Annotated in this window: 17 protein-coding genes; 8 read left to right on the forward strand and 9 right to left on the reverse strand. The window is 40.8% G+C overall.

What is annotated here, in order from left to right:
- Positions 1-221 precede the first annotated feature (221 nt).
- From AC25Y6_RS18100 to AC25Y6_RS18120, 5 genes are all read right to left on the reverse strand, one after another.
- Positions 222-1,001, reverse strand: a complete 780-nt coding sequence (locus tag AC25Y6_RS18100) for an enoyl-CoA hydratase (protein WP_482103267.1) — start codon at positions 999-1,001, stop codon at positions 222-224.
- A 68-nt stretch (positions 1,002-1,069) separates the two neighbouring features.
- The gene (locus AC25Y6_RS18105; RefSeq protein ID WP_488144009.1) at positions 1,070-2,578 is read right to left on the reverse strand and encodes a coproporphyrinogen III oxidase; all 1,509 of its coding nucleotides are present in this window, start codon (positions 2,576-2,578) and stop codon (positions 1,070-1,072) included.
- 836 nt (positions 2,579-3,414) lie between these two features.
- Positions 3,415-3,762 carry a YlbF/YmcA family competence regulator gene (locus AC25Y6_RS18110; protein WP_482106260.1) on the reverse strand — a complete coding sequence of 116 codons (348 nt, stop codon included), beginning with the start codon at positions 3,760-3,762 and terminating at the stop codon, positions 3,415-3,417.
- 11 nt (positions 3,763-3,773) lie between these two features.
- Positions 3,774-4,946 carry a DUF445 domain-containing protein gene (locus AC25Y6_RS18115; protein WP_488144010.1) on the reverse strand — a complete coding sequence of 391 codons (1,173 nt, stop codon included), beginning with the start codon at positions 4,944-4,946 and terminating at the stop codon, positions 3,774-3,776.
- A gap of 51 nt (positions 4,947-4,997) precedes the next feature.
- A complete protein-coding gene (locus AC25Y6_RS18120; RefSeq protein ID WP_488141470.1) occupies positions 4,998-5,387 on the reverse strand; it encodes a ferritin-like domain-containing protein in 390 nt (129 codons plus the stop codon).
- A 69-nt stretch (positions 5,388-5,456) separates the two neighbouring features.
- On the opposite strand from AC25Y6_RS18120, the gene AC25Y6_RS18125 reads away from it, so the two are divergent.
- Entirely contained in the window at positions 5,457-5,660 is a 204-nt protein-coding gene (locus tag AC25Y6_RS18125) for a YheE family protein (RefSeq protein ID WP_482103262.1), read from the forward strand.
- 52 nt (positions 5,661-5,712) lie between these two features.
- Positions 5,713-5,865 carry a hypothetical protein gene (locus AC25Y6_RS18130; protein WP_482103261.1) on the forward strand — a complete coding sequence of 51 codons (153 nt, stop codon included), beginning with the start codon at positions 5,713-5,715 and terminating at the stop codon, positions 5,863-5,865.
- 96 nt (positions 5,866-5,961) lie between these two features.
- On the opposite strand, the gene AC25Y6_RS18135 is transcribed toward AC25Y6_RS18130, so the two are convergent.
- The 3 genes from AC25Y6_RS18135 to AC25Y6_RS18145 all read right to left on the reverse strand — a co-directional run bounded on the left by AC25Y6_RS18135 (position 5,962) and on the right by AC25Y6_RS18145 (position 10,063).
- Positions 5,962-7,716: an ABC transporter ATP-binding protein gene (locus AC25Y6_RS18135; RefSeq protein ID WP_488144011.1), complete on the reverse strand. Its 1,755-nt coding sequence runs from the start codon at positions 7,714-7,716 to the stop codon at positions 5,962-5,964.
- A 1-nt stretch (position 7,717) separates the two neighbouring features.
- Positions 7,718-9,457 carry an ABC transporter ATP-binding protein gene (locus tag AC25Y6_RS18140; RefSeq protein ID WP_488144012.1) on the reverse strand — a complete coding sequence of 580 codons (1,740 nt, stop codon included), beginning with the start codon at positions 9,455-9,457 and terminating at the stop codon, positions 7,718-7,720.
- A 471-nt stretch (positions 9,458-9,928) separates the two neighbouring features.
- On the reverse strand, positions 9,929-10,063 hold the full coding sequence (locus AC25Y6_RS18145) for a hypothetical protein (RefSeq protein WP_482106264.1): 135 nt from the start codon (positions 10,061-10,063) through the stop codon (positions 9,929-9,931).
- A 658-nt stretch (positions 10,064-10,721) separates the two neighbouring features.
- Here AC25Y6_RS18145 and AC25Y6_RS18150 point away from each other — a divergent pair.
- The 3 genes from AC25Y6_RS18150 to rsgA all read left to right on the forward strand — a co-directional run bounded on the left by AC25Y6_RS18150 (position 10,722) and on the right by rsgA (position 15,489).
- Positions 10,722-12,059: a hemolysin family protein gene (locus AC25Y6_RS18150; RefSeq protein ID WP_488144021.1), complete on the forward strand. Its 1,338-nt coding sequence runs from the start codon at positions 10,722-10,724 to the stop codon at positions 12,057-12,059.
- Between the two features lie 633 nt (positions 12,060-12,692).
- The gene (locus AC25Y6_RS18155) at positions 12,693-13,967 is read left to right on the forward strand and encodes an Nramp family divalent metal transporter (RefSeq protein WP_488144013.1); all 1,275 of its coding nucleotides are present in this window, start codon (positions 12,693-12,695) and stop codon (positions 13,965-13,967) included.
- 442 nt (positions 13,968-14,409) lie between these two features.
- Entirely contained in the window at positions 14,410-15,489 is a 1,080-nt protein-coding gene (rsgA, locus tag AC25Y6_RS18160) for a ribosome small subunit-dependent GTPase A (protein ID WP_488144022.1), read from the forward strand.
- Positions 15,490-15,549: 60 nt separating this feature from the next.
- Here the strand turns inward: rsgA and AC25Y6_RS18165 are convergent, their stop codons facing one another.
- Positions 15,550-17,094: a GNAT family N-acetyltransferase gene (locus tag AC25Y6_RS18165; protein ID WP_482103256.1), complete on the reverse strand. Its 1,545-nt coding sequence runs from the start codon at positions 17,092-17,094 to the stop codon at positions 15,550-15,552.
- A gap of 132 nt (positions 17,095-17,226) precedes the next feature.
- Here AC25Y6_RS18165 and AC25Y6_RS18170 point away from each other — a divergent pair, with 132 nt between their 5' ends.
- The 3 genes from AC25Y6_RS18170 to AC25Y6_RS18180 are packed head-to-tail and all read left to right on the forward strand — an operon-like array spanning position 17,227 to position 19,012.
- Positions 17,227-17,652 (forward strand): disulfide oxidoreductase, encoded by a 426-nt coding sequence (locus tag AC25Y6_RS18170; protein ID WP_488144014.1) that lies wholly within the window; start codon positions 17,227-17,229, stop codon positions 17,650-17,652.
- Position 17,653: 1 nt separating this feature from the next.
- Positions 17,654-18,133, forward strand: a complete 480-nt coding sequence (locus tag AC25Y6_RS18175) for a thioredoxin family protein (protein WP_482103254.1) — start codon at positions 17,654-17,656, stop codon at positions 18,131-18,133.
- 27 nt (positions 18,134-18,160) lie between these two features.
- The gene (locus AC25Y6_RS18180; RefSeq protein WP_488144015.1) at positions 18,161-19,012 is read left to right on the forward strand and encodes an RluA family pseudouridine synthase; all 852 of its coding nucleotides are present in this window, start codon (positions 18,161-18,163) and stop codon (positions 19,010-19,012) included.
- The last annotated feature ends 144 nt before the right edge of the window (positions 19,013-19,156 follow it).

A 19,156-nucleotide genomic window follows, 5' to 3' on the forward strand; every position in this document is an offset into this window, starting at 1 on the left:
TGGACTTTCACCACCAAGTTATAGCCCATGCCGGGCGCACAAAAATGTGTGGCTAGAAGTGACGGAGTCACTTCTAGCCACACTTGCTCCTTGGTTAAGGTGTCATGATTAATTAGCCGAAAGCGGGTCGAAAATAATCCAGTGAAAATGTCGACTTCCAAGTCCTACTCTCTAGTGTTTTACGCAAATACATAGTTAATCAACAGACGTACTGCACAAAATTACTTTCCTGTAAAATCAGGTTTGCGCTTCCCTATAAATGCTTGCACGCCTTCTAGGTGATCTTCCGTTTTCCTCATTGCTACTTGTGCTTCACTTTCCATTTCCAACACACTTTCAAGTTCTTTCGTTTTTTGTTCATGAAGTATATTCTTCGTTGCAATCATAGCAGCAATCGGTGATGCAAGTAGTTTATGGGCAAATTTCTCTCCGGTTTCAATGCTTTTCCCCTCTGCAGTCACTTCATCAATTAACCCTTTTTCAAGTGCCTCTTGTCCATTCATCACTTTTCCTGACCAAATAAGGTTTTTCGCTTGAGGAACTCCTACACGTTCTTTTAAGAAGAAATGACCGGCTCCGTCCGGAATTAGGCCAATACCAATAAAATTCATTGCAAGTTTAGTCTCTTCTTCAACAATAATGTGATCACAACCAAGTACCAAGCTAAACCCAAGTCCCGCTGCTGCACCGTGGACGACTGCAATTGTAATCTGTGGTAACGTGTAAAGCGCTTTTGCAAGGCGGCTCACATCCACCATTACTTCACTGATTTCAAATGGACTGTCCGGATCCACCATCGCCTTAATATCTCCGCCTGCCGAAAATGCGCGACCCGCCCCATGAATTATCAGTACTTGTACCGTCATATCCTTTTTCAAGTCTTCAAATGCATCAGCAATCTCTTTCATCATTAACATGTTCATAGCATTCATCGATGTCGGTCTATTCAACGTAAGACGCGCAAGACGCCCTTCTTTTTTCAATTCAATTGTTGTATACAAAAAAACACCCCCTGTATGAAATGAATTACCATTCACTTCTTACATTCGATGTTTTTTCTGTAAATCCTTTATTTAGTGACAATCTCCGGAAAAATTGAATCTAGATGAGCGAGCTTTTTTTCGATTGACTCTTCATACGTCAGAATATAAGCCGCCGGATCTTTCGGATTGTAGAATTGTGTGATTTTCCCTGAGATTGGATCGATGAACTTACTTGAAGCCCCGCATCCAACACCAATGATCGTCTGTACTTCTTCCATAATAATGATATTATAGATGCTTTCTTCATTTGGTTTTGCGTATCCGACATTTTCCAAGTTGCCTAAAATATTTTTTTGGCGATATAAATAATAAGGTTCATAACCATTCGCCGCATTCCACTCTTCTCCGAGATGCATCATCTGTTCAACCGTTTCACGATCCGCTACTTTGTATTTATCTTTATTGCGCGTCATTTCAGATGCCCGTTTAAATGATAATGTATGAACAGTCAGTGATTCTGGCTGCATCTTTTCAGTCTCAGCTAGTGAATGCCTGAACTCATCCATTCCTTCATTTGGTAAACCAATAATTAGATCCATATTGATATTTTTCATGCCCATGTTACGGGATAACCAAAACTTATCAATTGTTTCTTGGACAGTATGATGACGTCCGATCGCTTTCAATGTTTCATCAGTATACGATTGTGGATTGACACTAATTCGGTCAATACCCCACTTTTTCAGCACATCAATTTTAGCAGGTGTAATCGTGTCAGGACGACCCGCTTCTACGGTGATTTCCCGTACTTTATCCATATTCGGGAATGAAGCATACATCGTTTCATAGAGCGCATCCATTTCTTCCGCTTCTATAGAAGTAGGTGTGCCTCCACCGAAGTAAATCGTAGTAATCTTCGTATCATGCTCTGTCATCCATTTTCCCATTTCTCGGATTTCATCATGTAATCCGTCTAGGAAAGTTTCAACTCGTCCATTTTTCCGATTAATTGCATAAGCCGGGAATGTGCAATAGGCACATTTCGTTGGACAAAATGGGATTCCGATGTAAATGCTTACTTCATTTCTTAGGTCATGCAGATCAGGTACTGTTCGTAACTGCACATTGGCAATTTTTGCGAGAAGTGCACTTTTTTCACTTGAAAGGCGATGCCGCTTCATCAGCAATTGCTGGGCTTCTTCACTGCTATGTCCTTCAAGGCGATATTTATGATACAGCTTCATGGGACGGATTCCGGTAAGAATTCCCCACGATTGTTGCATTCCTGTTGCCTGTTCAAGCGTTTCAAGAAAGACGTGTGAATAGATTCGTTTCAACTGGCGGGTTATCACTTTTTCATCGTCAGTTTCTTCCATTTCAGAAAACACGGCAGAATATTCTTCGCCTTCCCACGTAAGAATTGCCTTCCCCGAAAGGTGCCCATCAAGCGTCCGCTCCAATGTGAGCTCTGCCAGAATTGCACCCTCTTCGTCTTCATCGACTATTTTTGATTGTTCAAAGAATAGGTTTGCAAGATGTGTAAACATCCTAATCCAACCCTGTTCATATTTTTCTTTCATGACTATTTTTTGCATTGTGTAAACCCAACTTTCTATTGATAAAGTGAACCCTTTTATTACGCCTTTTGATTAACTAAGAATATCCAGTAAATAATTTGATCGACCTGGGCACTACGTGTAGAATTGCTTAGAATCGCTTTGAATTGAACAACTTCTATACCATTATCGAGATGACTTTATATGTAGGGATGCGACTTCGTCGCATCCCTACATATTTTTTCGGTAATCGTATGGTGATTGTTCATCCGTCGCTCTCCAAAGACATATTTACAAGAAGTGCCAAAGTTTTTTTGGACGAAAGAATGGCTTGCCTCTCACCTGGAAAGAAGCGGTCAAAGATACAATTTTGACCGCTCAAACCTTCTACTATCGTATCTCTTTTTTTCGTTTAAGGAAGTGTCACTTTCTTATAAAGCATCACATAGTCTTTGCTAATAGTAAGAAGAGAATACAATATACAACGTACTAGAGTGCCCGAAATTGCATCTTCGGGCACTTGCTCTCTTTATCAAATGTCATCTATTCTATTCTTCCCAATCAACTGCATTTTTCACTTAGATATTGTAGGAACGCGACAGGCTAATAATCACAATAGTAAAACTGAGATGAGTGTGGCTAGAAGTGACGGAGTCACTTCTAGCCACACTTGCTTCTCGGTAAAACCGTCGTGATTAATTCGCCAATAGCGGGCCGAAAATAGTCCAGTGAATATAGTGGCTTTCAAGCCCTACTCACCAGCGTTTTATGCTAGTAAATGGTCAATCAACAGACTTGCCCTTTTGTAGAGGAATATACCATTCATTATAGCAAATTTACGGGGTGAATGAAGAAAAACCGGCCGAGGCCGGTTTTTAGATGGATTCGTATAATTGTTGAACTGGTTTCATAAGTACGCGGTTAACTTCTTCAATTAGACCGCTCAAACCCATTTCTGACTCAAGCATTTTCATTATCTTAGGATTTTGCTGTGCAAGCTGTGCCGTTTTTTGCGCATACTCTAGTTCTTCAGCTAGCGGTTCTTCACCAGCCATTTGTTTTTCCTGCAGACTCAATTGGATTTTACGGAAACTCTTGAACAATTCAAGTGCGTCTTTATCGGCTTTCACTTCTTCAACCGCTTGTGCTACTTCTTTAAACTCCGCTGTTTGTCTAAGCGTTCCTTCTAACTTGTTTAAATCATCGTAAATATTTACTGTCATTTAAAGTCCCCCTAAGCTAAATTTGTTGCATAGACGATAAGGCCTTGAACAATTCCAATCACACCGCCAAGTAATGCCCCGAGTACGGTAATCATCTTAAATTCCCGTTTCGAAATACCTAGCATGAGATCCTCAAGAACAGCAACCGGAAACGTATCGACTTGCTCCTTAACCATATCATCTATTTTCAATTTGCGGAGCGATATTTCTATTTGTTCTTCTGCTTGTTTGAATGCAAAACTCGTCAACGCTGGTGTCACATTGACAGCTGTCCATTCAGACCCTTCCGGCCAATAATCCCGGATTGTCTTATTCAGCCGATCTTTCAATACAAGTTCTTCTTTCGCATAAGTTCGAATCGAATCGAACAATCCATTCCAATCAAATCCGGAAAGAAGTTCTTCGACTGGACGTTTTTGAAGCTTTTCCCACTCATTTAGTATAATCGTGTTTACAAGCTCGTAAGTACCTGGAGCTGCGACAAACTTCAATGCTTCCCCTTGCACTTTTCCAACCAGTGATTCCGATTCTCCAAAAAACATGTTTACCATGCTTCCAAGTTTACCTTTGGATGCTAGGAACTCATCAATCATTTTACGGAACATTGCTTTTCCTTCATCCGATTCGAAATATTGTTCCGACCTGCCTAAAATATATGCTGTCACATCCGGAATGCGCCCTGCTGCTTCAACCCGCCACTTTTGCGGTAGCACCTCTTCTACCGATCCCGTCGTCAGTTTTGCACGAACGGCGTTAAGCTGGGTATCGAGTACTTCTAACACTTTCCGCTCTGCTTTAACGGCTACGTTTGTCGCTCCGGCAGTATCGAGCCAGTCATTCAACGTTCTATCGGAGAGGAGAATATGTTGCTCCAGTTTTGCCTGTAGAAAATCTTCCGTTTTTTTCTCCATGTCAGGTGTCAACAATTTTTTTTGAAACGTTTCCGGTGTCAATAAATAATTCGTTACTGTCTTGCCAAGTTGCGTTGCCAGTTCGCCACGCCGTTTGGGTATCAAGCCCGGTGTGAATGGCAAGCGCCATTTCCCAATATATTTCGCTTCATGCGGCCTGAATAACATTTTAATCGCCAAATGATTTGTAAGTCCACCGATTAATGCACCAATGAAGGCCATAAATAACAATGTCCATAAAAAGCCCAATTTCTTCACCTTTTTCCGTTTCATTAAGTCCTAATTATAGCAGAACTCAACCCAACGGAAAAATGACAAGCCTTGTTAAAGTGCATTGTACATTGTTGACATACGAATGGCATGCTCCATCTCATCATGCATAGCAATGAATAACGGATTGTAGGCCTGCTGAATAGGAATGGTCAGTAACATTTCTTTATAGGTTTCAACTGCTTCCAACTCATCTACAAGCGCTCGTTGGACACATACCTTCAGGTTATAACAAGGCAAAGGTTTCTTAGGGTTTTGTACAAATGTCCCCGTCATCATATAATAGAGTTGTTGGAACATTTCATAATGGCTTTTTTCATCTTCGTACATATGTGTGAGGAAATCTTGCCAGAGCGGATCATTTGTCATGCCATGCATGGATTTATAAAAATGATAATCTTTGTACTCGCCTTCGATGGCCTGCTTTAATTTATCAACAAACAAGTCAGCACCCTTTCGCTTTCTTTTCTTGATTTTATGCGCTTGGGCGACGTCTTATGAGAGGAGTATTATATGCTACAGCATTTCAGTTACAAACCAATGTTTGAGAATACACAATTGCCAGGATGGACATTTTCATTTTTCTACCGCAATTCAAGGTATACGGGTGAATATATGCCTGATGGCGCAATTACTTGGAGCGGAAACACACCCTCTGAAGAAGAAAATCTAAAAAAGATGATTCATGAATTAATGATTTTTCACGTCTACGACTGAATCTCGGTAATGTCGGGAATACTACGCTTGATGACGAATAAGGAGGCGCAGTATGAATAAAGAAAAATCCCCCGAAGAGTTGCTCAAAGAAAAGGAACAGTTAAAAGTACAAGATCAGAAAACCGAAAATGTATTTGAAGATAAGAGTCGCGTTCCCAATGAGCAAAACGCTTGGAAAGAAACGCAATATAAAAGAGGCGAATAAGTACAAAACTCCCTGCATATTCGTTGCAGGGAGTTTTGTTTTCATTTCACAATTCTCATTTTTTTATGCAAAAAAAGCAGGGAGTCCCCCACTCATTTAAGTTTCAATTTGAGTGGAAGTACCCGCCTGCAATTTATACATTTGTGCATACTGCCCGCCTAGAGCGAGCAATTCATCATGTGATCCTTCTTCGACAATCTCTCCGCGATCTAACACTAAAATACGATCTGCGTTTTTAATGGTGGAGAGTCGATGGGCAATAATGAAAGTTGTACGCCCTTTTTTTAGAACGTCCATTGCATGTTGGATAATTTCTTCTGTTTCCGTGTCAATGTTGGAAGTTGCTTCATCCAGTATAAGAATGGCTGGGTCGAAAGCTAGTGCCCTTGCGAATGAAATTAATTGGCGTTGTCCAGAAGAGAGCGTGCTCCCTTTCTCGACAACTTCCTCGTCAATTCCACTTGGCATATGCTTCAATACGCGTTCCCCACCGACTGCATCAAGAGACTGCTGCACTTTTTCACGACTGATACGTGAGTCTCCTAGGCTTATGTTAGATTCTACAGTTCCGCTAAATAGATACGGATCCTGCAAAACGATGCCCATATGATTACGGACCGTTTGGCGCGGCATTTCGCTGATATCCATGTCATCAATCGTTATTTTCCCTTTTGATGCATCATAGAAACGAAACAGCAAGTTCATAATCGAACTTTTTCCGGATCCAGTATGGCCGACTAGCGCTACCGTTTCTCCCTGCTTCGCTCCGAACGTAAGATTTTTCAAGACATATTCATCTTCGTTATAGGCGAACCAAACATTCTCAAAACGGACATTTCCACTGTAGCGAGCTATTTTATCGTCGCTTACGGGCTCACCAATACGATCCAATAATTTAAATACCCGCTCCGCAGCTACTAGTGAATGCTCCAGGTTCGCGAATTGGTTAACGATACCCGTGACAGGATTGAACAGCCTTGTAATGTAATCCACGAATGCATAAAGCATCCCCACTGAGATGACGCTTGTGACAGACATCGATGCGCCGCCAAAATACCAGATGAATAATACAAACGTTAATGATCGGATAACATCGACAAGATTATGTGACGTAGCCGCCTCCACTTTCAATAACTTGTTCTGGTAACGGAAATGCTCATCATTCAACTCCTGGAATTCATCTTCCATCTGCTTTTCACGACGGAATGCCTGAATGATTGTCATGCCATTAATTGATTCATTGATCATTGCATTCATATCACTCACTTTTCCACGAATGATATGGTTCACTTTCGAAGCAAACTTCCTATACGTTTTCATCCAAATATACAAAATGGGTAGGACAAATAAAGTGATGGCACCCATTTTAGGTTCTAAGATAAACATCGCAATGAAAATACCTAAAATGTACATCCCACTAATCGCAAACTGCGAAACAACTGTTACATATAGATTACGGATTGCCTCCGTGTCATTTGTAATTCGTGCCACAACTTTACCGGCAGGCAAATTATCAAAGTAACGGATCGGCAATGTCTGAATATGTTCATATAAGTCATTCCGCATTTTTTGAATTATACGGTTAGCCGCTTTTTGCATCAAAAGATATTGAAAATACCTCATAATGGCTGTAACAACAGCTAGCCCGAAAAAGACCGCTAGCAGTTTAAAAATCGGATTAAAATCAATTCCACCACCAGGAGCTCCTGCAATATGTTCATCAATGATTTTCTTAGCAATCATCGGTCCCATCAAATCTGCCGCGACTGCAATCCCTAGAAGGAGAAGACCCGAAATAATTATTTTTTTATAAACCAGTGCATATTTTACTAATCGTTTGCCAGTACTCATATTATTCAACCTCCCCAATCTGTTGCCGGTCGAATTGTTCTTTGTACCAGCCGTTCATCCGAAGTAAGTCCTCATGTGTTCCTTCTTCAATCATTCGACCATCATCGAGAACGATAATCCAGTCCGCATGTTGTATCGCAGACAGACGGTGCGTTGTAATAATTGTTGTTTTCCCAGCTCGTTCTGCTTGGATATTTTCTATGATTTTCGCTTCCGTTTTTGCATCGACTGCAGAAAGCGAGTCATCTAAAATGAGTATCTCAGGATTTTTCACAAGTGCCCGAGCGATGGAAATTCGTTGCTTCTGTCCCCCCGAAAGTGCGACACCCTTCTCTCCAACAAGCGTTTCAAGTCCTTTAGGAAGCATTTCAAGGTCTTTTTCAAAATAAGACAGTCTAATTGTTTCTACAATTTCTGCTTCCGTTGCATCAGGCCGGCCGAATAAAATATTTTCCCTGACCGATCGTGAAAACAGTACATGATCTTGAGGAACGTAACCAATCCAATCCCTCACTTGGTTTTTTGTCATGGATTGCAAAGGTACACCTGAGAAGGCAATTTCTCCTTCACCTGGAGGATATTCACGTAATAGTTGTTTGACGAACGTTGTCTTTCCGCTACCTGTTTTCCCAACAATACCAAGCGTGTCACCACGGTTCAAATGAAGTTTTATCGCTTCTAAATTAACCGAATGTGAGGTTGGGTACGTGAACGTAACGTCCCGGAAACCAACACTATCAGGATGCTCCACTTTTATTGGATGTTCGGGGTCTTTCACATCTTCCGCGCTATCTAGCGTCTCTGTCACACGGTCAAGTGATGCATTGCCGCGTTGAAGGACGTTAATCAGTTCACCAATCGCAAACATCGGCCAAACGATCATTCCGAGATAGACATTGAAGGTAACGAGTTTTCCGAGCGTCATATCACCTATCGATACGAGATAAGCACCATAACCGAGCCCAATCATATACGTTAGACCTGTCAATACTTTCGAAATTGGCATGAATAGGGCATCAATCTTCTCGACATGCATATTTTTCTGATATACGTCTTCCGTCATTTCTGCAAATCCTTTTTCAGATGCACGCTCCTGAACGTAGGCACGAACAACCCGGACTCCAGCAACTGCTTCCAAGACGTTATCATTTAAATCACCGAATGCTTGCTGAGCTACCATGTATCTTTCGTGGATTTTCTTTCCTAACACTTGCATGATAAAAGCGAGTAGTGGAAGCGGTAAAATTGCAGCAAGTGTTAATTTCCAAGAAACGAGAAAACCCATTGTCAGAATGAGCGTCATCAGGTAGAGTGTCGAATCGACAAGTGTCATAATGCCGAAACCCGCTGTCTCAGAAATCGCCCTTAAATCATTGGTCGATCTTGCCATCAAATCGCCTGTCTTATTTTTTTCATAAAACGTTGGGGTCATCCTCAAAAATTGCTGCATGAGTTTCCCGCGTAATTGCCGCTCAATTACATAAGCCCCACCAAACAACTGGTATTGCCAAACGAAGTTACAAGCATAATTGAAAATCATGATAAAAATCATAGAAGCTATAAAGATAATAAGTAATCTTGCAGTCAATGATTGCGTATAAATCGAGTCAATCGCTTGACCAATCAGCCACGGGGGGATAACGACTAGAATATTCGTCACCATCAGTAGGAGTAGTGCTACAACGTACCTTTTTCTATTTTCTTTGAAAAACCATTTCAATTTAAATAACACTGAGAACATAATTCAATCTACCTTCTTCCATATTCTCTTACAGCTATCCGCTTTCAAGAGATTCCTTTTTCAATAGTTTCCTTTGCTGTTTGATGATTAACACCGTCAACACTCCTTTTCTATTTTTTTATGAAACACGCAAAGCGTGATAACACCGAATTTTCTTTAAACTTAAAATTAAAAAAGAGCACACGCCTTTTAAAATAAGCGTGTGCTCATAGAAAGGAACGGTATTGCACCGCTCCATCTGATATTAGTGACAGATTACTAGTGTATGAGTAGGCACGGCTTTTCTATGCAATTGTTTTTAGTCATCATACCTTTTTTCATTTTCCGTACCTCCCTTTCTATTTCGAGTATCTAACTATTCCAGATTAGCATTTCCATTTCCTAGTTGTCAATACCTTTTGAAAATGAGGATAGTTCCTAATAGTGGCACACTACCGATTATCCAAAAGTAACTTGATTAAACACCGGGCACTACGTGTAGAGTTGGTTTTGGATTGCTTTGGATTGAACAACTTCTATAGAATTATCGAGGTGTCTTAGTAAATAGGGATGCGACGTTGTCGCATCCCTATTTACTTTTTCGGTAATCGTATGGTGATTGTTCATCCGTCGCACTCCAAAGATACTAATACAAGTATTGTCTAAGCTTTTTGGGACGAAAGAATAGATCGCTTCTCACATCGAGAGAAGCGGCCAAAGATACAATTTTGGCCGCTCGTGCCTTCTCTAATAGTGTCTCTACTCTTAATTTAGGGATGTCATCACTTACTAACAGAGTATAGTAAAGTAGAGAATACATTATCCAGCGTGCAATAGTGCCCGAAATTGCATCTTCGGGCACTTACACTCTTTAAAGAAAGGTATCTATTCGTTTCTTTAAAAGCAACAGCATTTTTCACTTGAATAGTGTAGGTACGCTGCAGGCAGTTATTCACAACAAGATAACCGTAAAGGGTGTGGACAGAAGTGACGGAGTCACTTCTGTCCACACTTGCCCCTTGGTTAAGATGTCGGGATTAATTCGCCGAAAGCGAGCCGGAAATAGTCCGTGAAAATATTGGCTTTTAAGTCCTTCTCGTCAACCTTTTCTACACGTAAATACTAATAGAAGTTCCTTGGTTTCCTACAATTATACGCTAGAAAAGCGTAACTAATTGTTTTTTTCTTGTAAATAAATTATCATAGACTTAACTAACGATTTTACTACTATAGGAGGTGTACACTTTGTTCTCCCCCTCATCTGGGTTTGGAACAAAGGATTTACTTGGAAATTGCCATACGATTGACAGCATTTGCTGTCTTGATCGCTCTCACCGCATTTTTTGTTGCGAGTGAATTTGCAATTGTAAAGATTAGAACTACACGGATAGACCAACTGATTGCGGAAGGAAATCCACGTGCGGTAGTTGCGAGAAAAGTGGTCGGTAACCTGGACGAATACTTATCCGCTTGCCAATTGGGTATTACCATTACCGCTCTAGGGCTTGGGATGCTTGGGGAACCTACGGTCAAACTTATGCTAGCTCCCCTTTGGGAAAGCTTAAACATTTCAGCTAGCACTTCAAGTATTATTTCGTATATTATTGCTTTTTCAATCGTCACATTTTTGCATGTGGTCGTTGGTGAGTTGGCTCCAAAATCGATTGCAATACAAAGAGCGGAAGAGATTACTTTAAGCTTTTCAAAACCGCTTATTATCTTTTATCGCATCGCCTACCCAATCATCAGAGGAATGAACGGTTCTGCTCAATTTCTTATTAAACTTTTCGGATATAAGTCAATGTCCGAATCAGAAGTCGCCCATACAGAAGAAGAACTTCGGATGATTTTGTCCGATAGTTTAAAAAGCGGTGAAATCAATCAGGCTGAATATAAATATGTAAATAAGATCTTTGAATTCGACGATCGAATTGCCAAAGAAATCATGGCTCCTCGGACAGAAATGATTACAATAGAAAAAGACATGACATTACGTGAAGTGTTCGAAGTAATGGGTGTTGAGCAATATACGCGCTACCCAGTGACAGACGGCGATAAGGACCATATCATCGGTCTCGTCAATATGAAGAACCTTTTAACCGCATTCATTAAAGATCCCGACACTGCGGGTAATCAAGCGGTGACAAGCTATATGCTACCGGTTATACATGTGATTGAGACAATGCCAATCGGAGACTTGCTTCTTAAAATCCAGCGAGAACGGATTCATATGGCAATTTTGATGGATGAGTATGGTGGTACATCCGGTCTTGTAACAATCGAAGACATTCTCGAAGAAATTGTCGGTGATATTCAAGATGAATTTGATATGAACGAAGTACCCGAAATTCAAAACCTCGGAGAAAACCATTATATTTTAGATGCAAAGATTCGGATTGAACATGTAAATGAAATTCTAGGCATTTCGATTGATGAAGAAGATATCGATACAATCGGCGGTTGGTTCATGACACAACGTTTCGAAGCTATACAAGGTGAAAAAATTATCGAACAAGGATTTGAATTCACTGTTAAAGATGTGGAAGGTCATCACATTCTTTACCTGGAAGTTATGAAATATGAAGAGGAGGAAACCGACGACGTTACGGAATTGTCGATGTAATCCTAACTTTAGGTGGTCTCCTTTTTGGAGGCCGCTTTTTTGTTATGTATTTGAGTGTAAGCAAACCAATCTTCAGTCCGTTACTTCCTTATACCTTTCATAACTTCACAAAACGCTACAAAACGACGCAATTCGAAACGGCTCATTTTTTCCTTTTTTGGAACAAAACTACAATTTACATTTCCAATGCAATAATTTTAGTCCCTTTTCTAAAAACTATGCAAAATTTTGATTGCTAAAATGAAACTATCAAGTTATAATTACCCTAGTTACACCATTCGTACAATTGTACGTATAACGTACAGCCATTATTCTCTATTTATAACATTTCAGAATTGCAAATTTCCACTAATCTTTGAAAAGAAATGTAAGGGGTTACATGACTGACTATTTCTTTATAAAGAGCAAGGATAACTTGCACAGATTACTAGTTACACCCAAAGAGCCATTTATCATGTCACCGGTGGCCAATCACTGCGAAAAATGTCAGTTCTACACTTATTACTGATTTTGCATGATTAAAACGAACAATTTGGCATCGCGACACTTTGTGTTGGTGGAGGTCAAGGAAAGTCAGTTAGAATCCCTTCAGTCATGATCGGTTCTTTCACTACAAACTTAGGAGGTATTTTTATGACAACGCAGCTTGATCAACAACTTCTTCCACCAAAAACGATTGGGGAAAAATTGAGAAATATCGGTCCAGGGATTGTTGTTGCAGCTACTGGGGCAGGTACAGCGGATTTAATCACTTCGCTTGTAATCGGGACTCAATTTGGAATGACATTTGTTTGGGCCGTAATCGTCGGTTCTATTTTGAAGTATTTTTTGAACGAAGGCGTTGGTAGATTCTCCTTGGCAACTGGCAGAACCATCTTAGACGGATGGCAGCAGCTAGGAAGTTGGGCTACTGGTTATTTCGGGGGTTATTCGATTATTTGGGGCTTCGTCTACGGCGCTGCCGCATCTTCAACATCCGGAATGGCGATGCATGCTATGTTCCCTATCATGCCAATTTGGGCATGGGCTATCATACACGCGGTCGTCGGTTTTATCTTAATTTGGTTTGGTCGCTATCTCCTCTTTGAAAAAGTTATGACCGTCTTAATTGGCGTCATGTTCGTTACGATAATCGGAACAGCAGCCCTTTTCTTACCGAGTTTCGGTGAATTTGCATTCGGCTTAGTACCTCGTGCTCCGCAAGGTTCCTTTATTCTCATGCTCGGTTTAATAGGTGGTGTGGGTGGAACGATTACGATGGCATCCTATGGGTATTGGCTAAGAGAAAAAGGTTGGAGCGGTAAACAGTGGATTCCCGCAATGCGAACGGATGCAAAAATTGCTTATATCCTGACTGGTCTTTTCACATTAGCTGGACTTATCATAGGTGCACAGTTTTTAGCTGGAACTGGCGTCAGCATTCGAGATGATGAAGGATTGGTTAAATTAGCGGGTATGCTTGGAGCTGAGTTCGGAACTCCAATGAAATGGATGTTCCTAGTCGCATTCTGGTCCGCAGCCTATTCATCACTTCTAGGCGTATGGAATGGCGTGCCTTATCTTTTTGCTGATTTTGTGAAAACTGTACGTAAAAAGAAACAACCTGGGAAACAAGAAGTGTCCGCAAAAGATCCTGCTTACCGATTTTATTTGATTTGGCTGACATTCCCTCCATTGATTTTAATGTATTTCGGAAAGCCTGTTGAACTCATTATTCTATACGGCGCATTAGGAGCTCTGTTCATGCCGTTTTTGGCAGCTTCATTGCTATTCCTATTGAATTCGAAAGATGTAGAAAAAGAATCAAGAAACAAATGGGTGCCAAACACAGTCTTAATTGGTTGTCTTATCATGTTTGGATACCTTGGTGTGCAAGAACTGACTAAACTAATTATGAGATTTATTTAAAAGAGACTAGTAAGTTAAATGAGGCTGTCCAGAAAGTCAGTACACTGACTTGTTGGACAGCCTTTTGGTTTTCTATCAAAATTAATCCCAAAATATCTTCGCTAAGAGCAGAATTTAGTGTGACCTGTTTGGAATGTGTTGTTAAATTCAGGGAAAGTTTTTTCTTCTATAAGTAGAGTGAAAAGTCTGCATTGACTTACCTCTTTCATTTTGTTAATATTAATTCATCTTACAGAAAGCAGGTGAAGTTTTATGGCTAATTTAAATGTACCTAATGTCAATTTGATCGGACCCATACTTTCACCTGCCGTGCTTTTTTAGTAAGCATGCTTCTTCTGTTATGCGCGTGAAAGCCGTGGTGTCCGATCAGGACCTACGGCTTTTTTATTGTTTAGCGCTCTGCGCTTTTCTAGCATGCACATAATAGGAGGAAAACAAATTGATTAACTTAAACGAGTACGGTTGGAATATATCCCACGAAGCTAATTGGGCAAAATTAAATGAAAACGCAAAAATGAATAAATACGTCCCTGGGCGTGTCACACTTGAACATAAGAGGATGTATCGCGTTGTTACAACTGAAGGTGAATGGCTTTCTGTTTGTTCAGGTACGATGCAATATGTTGCTGATGATCGACGGGACTTCCCTGCTGTCGGTGATTGGGTTGCGGTTGAAAAGATGCCAGGTGAGGAACGGGGCATCATTCATGCCATTTTACCTCGCACGTCACTGTTCTCCAGAAGAGCGGCGGGTTCAACAATTATCGAACAGATTATAGCAGTCAATATTGATGTTGTTTTTCTGGTTATGTCGATGAATAAAGATTTCAATCCACGACGATTAGAACGGTATTTGGTTGCTACCTATGACTCAGGTGCAAGCCCTGTTGTTGTTTTAACAAAAAAAGACGTTTGCGATAACCCATCACATTATATAGAAGAAGCACGTAATATTGCACTGGGTGCCGATGTTTTTGCAGTGAGTAACGTCACGGGTGAGGGTATTAAAGAACTAACGACACTATTAGTAGGCGGTAAAACTGCTGCGCTGTTAGGCTCCTCTGGCGTTGGTAAATCCTCACTAACAAATGCCATTTGTGGCGGTCAAACAATGGTTGTACAAGATATTCGCGATGATGACGACAAAGGGCGGCATACAACGACACATCGTGAACTTGTTAAAATTCCTGGCGGTGGTGTACTTGTCGATACGCCAGGAATGAGAGAGTTCCAGCTCTGGGATAATGGCGAGAGCTTGGATTCAGGTTTCAAAGACGTGGAAGCATTTGCAGATGCATGTAAATTCAACGATTGCCAACATAACAATGAACCCGGATGCACTGTGCAGGAAGCACTTGCTACCGGCGCTTTACCCGAAGACCGCTATGCAAGCTATTTGAAGCTTCAAAAAGAATTAGCATTCCTCGCGCGCAAAATGGACACCGCCGCTCAAGCTGAAGAACGGAATAAGTGGAAAAAGATTACGAAAAGCATGCGGAATCATCCTTCCAAGAAGAATTAATTCAACGAAAAAAGCGCCACGCACACCGGATTTCTCGGAATGCGTGGCGCTTTTCAACTATTAATCCTTCTTATACTCAATATGATACACGTCATGCCTTCTATCTTTCAATTGCTTAACAGTTCCATCTTGACGCTGACGGCGTAATATCTCAAGGTCAACATCTCCGATAAGAACCATTTCCAAGTTAGCATTCGTTTCACCGACGATGCCATCACGGGCAAATTCGAAATCGGATGGTGCGAATATCGCTGATTGCGCATATTGGATGTCCATATTTTCCGTTTGTGGCAAGTTGCCGACTGTCCCTGATATCACGGTATAAATTTGATTTTCAATGGCACGGGCTTGTGCACAATAACGGACGCGTAAATATCCTTGGCGGTCTTCAGTACAGAATGGTGTGAAAATAATATTAGCCCCCATATCGGTCGCAATACGTGCGAGTTCCGGGAATTCGATATCATAGCAAATCTGAATCGCGATTTTCCCACAGTCCGTATCAAACACGCGCACCGCATCACCTGCACTAATCCCCCACCATTTCCGTTCATTTGGCGTAATGTGAATCTTATATTGTTTTTCAATTGAACCGTCACGACGGAACAAGTAGGAGATGTTATAGATTTCTTCATTCTCTTCTTCTACAAAGTGGGATCCACCGATAATATTCACGTTGTAACGCACCGCTAAGTTCATAAACATCTCAATGTATTGTGGTGTATACTCTGTCATTTTACGAACCGCTTGGCTCGGTGATACTTCATCCATAAAGGACATGAGCTGAGTCGTAAATATTTCCGGAAAAACCACGAAATCAGAATTGGCATCCGAAGCGACGTCCACGAAGTATTCACACTGATGAGCCATCTCTTCAAACGAATTGATTTTACGCATTAAATATTGAACAACACAAATACGAACGGGATAACTCGTTTTGAAATGTCGTTTTGTCAGTGGTTTATAATCAACATTATTCCATTCCATAAGTGTTGCATATTTCTTAGATGCTTTATCATCCGGTAAATAATTCGGATTAACCCGCATCAACGTAAAGTCGTTCATCAACTGAAAAGTTAGTACAGGGTCATAGATTTTATGGCGTGACACAGAATCCACATATTCTCGTGGGGACATTTCATCCGCAAATTTATGATAGTTCGGAATACGCCCTCCGAGGATAATCGACTTCAAGTTGAGCTCTCTTGCAAGCTCCTTACGCGCTTCATACAAACGCTGACCGACTTTCATACGTCGATAGTCCGGATGAACCATCACTTCAATACCGTACATATTATAACCGTCGGGATTATGATTGGTTATATACCCTTCATCTGTTACATCATCCCATGTATGACGGTCGTCATACTCGTCGAAGTTGATAATTAGACTTGAACAAGAACCTATGATTTCTCCATCTAACTCAGCAATTAGCTGTCCTTCTGGGAACTTCTCCAAATGACTTTTCAGATGACCTTCTTCCCATGGATCCATACCCGGAAAACACAGTTCCTGCATACCTAAAAGCTTCTTTATATCCTCAAATTTCATCTGACGGATAATCATACTTATTTCAAAATTGGACAAATCAAATTCCTCACTCACCTGAAACACCTCTTCCAAACCTGTTTGTATTCATTATATCGCAGTGTCCCTTCAGTTAATAATATTTTACTTGATTCACTTCACGCTCTATAATCAAACATGTATGAAGTTACTAAAGCGGGAGTTGAAACTATGCAAAAACGAATGGAAAACAGTCTAATTCTTATTTGGACAGTTTCGCTGGTGGCAACACTCGGTTCGTTATACTTTTCGGTAGTAAAAGGGTATGAACCATGTACCTTATGTTGGTACCAGCGGATCCTGATGTACCCTATTGTACTCATTTCAGGTATTGCCCTTTTCCAAAAAAATGTGAAGATTGCTTTAACCACAGCAGTTTTTTCTATTATTGGAGGCAGCATTTCTCTTTATCATTATGGACTCCAAAAAATTAGTTTCTTGGGCGACAGTGCGCCGACATGTGGAAATGTTTCATGCACCGGGCAATACATAAACTACCTAGGATTCATCACTATTCCTTTTTTGGCGTTAACAGCATTTTTAATCATCTTTATCACAAGCCTTTTCATGTTAAAATGGCAGAAGGAGTCGAAGTAATTTGAAAAAACTATTGATTATCGGCGGAGTTATTATTGCTATTTTTATTCTAATTGTCGTCTTAGCGAACAAAGCAAACGAAACAAAATTGAAAGACAATCCTTATGATACGGACAATCTCGAGAAATCAACCATTGATTTGATTGGCAATGAAAACTATAGCAATATCGTACAACCAGATGAACTTTTCAAAAAAATCGAAGCTGGTGAATCAGTTACTGCTTACTATTTCCATCCTGAATGTCAATATTGCATAGCAATGACGCCCGTAATGATGCCAATCGCCAAGGAAATGAATGTCAATGTGCAGCAATTTAACATGCTAGAATATGGAGATAAAGTAGGAATGAATACAGACTACAAAATCGAATCTTGGCCAGCACTTGTCCATTATGAGAATGGAAAAGAAGTTGGACGAATGCTTGGTGGACAACCAGAGGAAAATATTCGTGCGTTTTTCAATGAATTCGAAGGAAAATAATGAATACGTGTAGGAAGGTTGATTTGGATGACGTTATTTCATTATAAGACAACAGAAGACAATATGACGGTCGAGCATTTGCTCAAGGATAAATGGCAGGGTGGGAAAAAGACAGTCCATTTAATGCGAATGGGGAAAAGTGTACTAGACTCAACTGGCGAGCCTGTCGATGATTGGCGGGAACCCCTCGTTTCTGGTACAGAGTTGGTTTTCACTTTTCCCGACGCAGCATCAACATACGTTCCTGACGAAGAAGTCGACGTAACTGTGTTATTCGAAGACGAACATATCCTCGCAGTCGTAAAGCCCGCCGGCATTTCAACCCATCCCGATGGACCGCGTGAAACCGGTACACTGATGAACGCTGTCATGGCGTATATAAAAAGCAATGGCGGTAAATATGCTGAGCATATCCATCGTCTCGATAAAGGTACTTCCGGTGTCGTCCTTATTGCGAAGCATCCAATTGCGAAAGCACTTTTCGACCGGATGATTGAGAATAACGACATCAGCAGAAAATACATTGCAGAAGTAGACGGATACCTGAAAAGGCCTAAAGGTTCAATCAGACTGCCTATCGGACGCGATCGACATCATCCAGCGAAACGTTTGGTCTCAACGTCAGGACAATCTGCTGTTACAAACTTTCGACTCATTGAGCGCAAAGAAGATACGTCCATTGTTGAAGCTGAACTGGAAACAGGACGCACACATCAGATTCGTGTGCACTTGTCTCATCTTGGACATCCCGTTAAAGGCGATACATTATACGATGGCAGTGAAACGGAAGATGGCAATTATCGATTAACTGCAGCTGCAGTATCGTTCATCCATCCATTTACAGAGCAACAGACACTAGTTGAAATGAGAGATATGTAAAAAATGCCATGGAGGGTGTTTCTCCATGGCATTTTTTTGTAATCAATCACGCCTCGGTGTGATTGCGTCAAGATTTTGAATTGAGCTTGCTCAATTAACTCCCTTCAAAATCTGTGACATCCGCCGGAGGCTTAACAAGGAGAA

The organism is Sporosarcina sp. Y1004, assembly GCF_057669665.1.

Coding starts and splice junctions, on each gene's coding strand:
- AC25Y6_RS18180 (WP_488144015.1), top strand. CDS start 18,161: ATGACGTTATTTCATTATAAGACAACAGAAGACAATATGACGGTCGAG.
- AC25Y6_RS18140 (WP_488144012.1), bottom strand. CDS start 9,457: ATGTTCTCAGTGTTATTTAAATTGAAATGGTTTTTCAAAGAAAATAGA.
- AC25Y6_RS18145 (WP_482106264.1), bottom strand. CDS start 10,063: ATGAACAATCACCATACGATTACCGAAAAAGTAAATAGGGATGCGACA.
- AC25Y6_RS18135 (WP_488144011.1), bottom strand. CDS start 7,716: ATGAGTACTGGCAAACGATTAGTAAAATATGCACTGGTTTATAAAAAA.
- AC25Y6_RS18105 (WP_488144009.1), bottom strand. CDS start 2,578: ATGCAAAAAATAGTCATGAAAGAAAAATATGAACAGGGTTGGATTAGG.
- AC25Y6_RS18115 (WP_488144010.1), bottom strand. CDS start 4,946: ATGAAACGGAAAAAGGTGAAGAAATTGGGCTTTTTATGGACATTGTTA.
- AC25Y6_RS18110 (WP_482106260.1), bottom strand. CDS start 3,762: ATGACAGTAAATATTTACGATGATTTAAACAAGTTAGAAGGAACGCTT.
- AC25Y6_RS18155 (WP_488144013.1), top strand. CDS start 12,693: ATGACAACGCAGCTTGATCAACAACTTCTTCCACCAAAAACGATTGGG.
- AC25Y6_RS18130 (WP_482103261.1), top strand. CDS start 5,713: ATGAATAAAGAAAAATCCCCCGAAGAGTTGCTCAAAGAAAAGGAACAG.
- AC25Y6_RS18125 (WP_482103262.1), top strand. CDS start 5,457: ATGCTACAGCATTTCAGTTACAAACCAATGTTTGAGAATACACAATTG.
- AC25Y6_RS18170 (WP_488144014.1), top strand. CDS start 17,227: ATGCAAAAACGAATGGAAAACAGTCTAATTCTTATTTGGACAGTTTCG.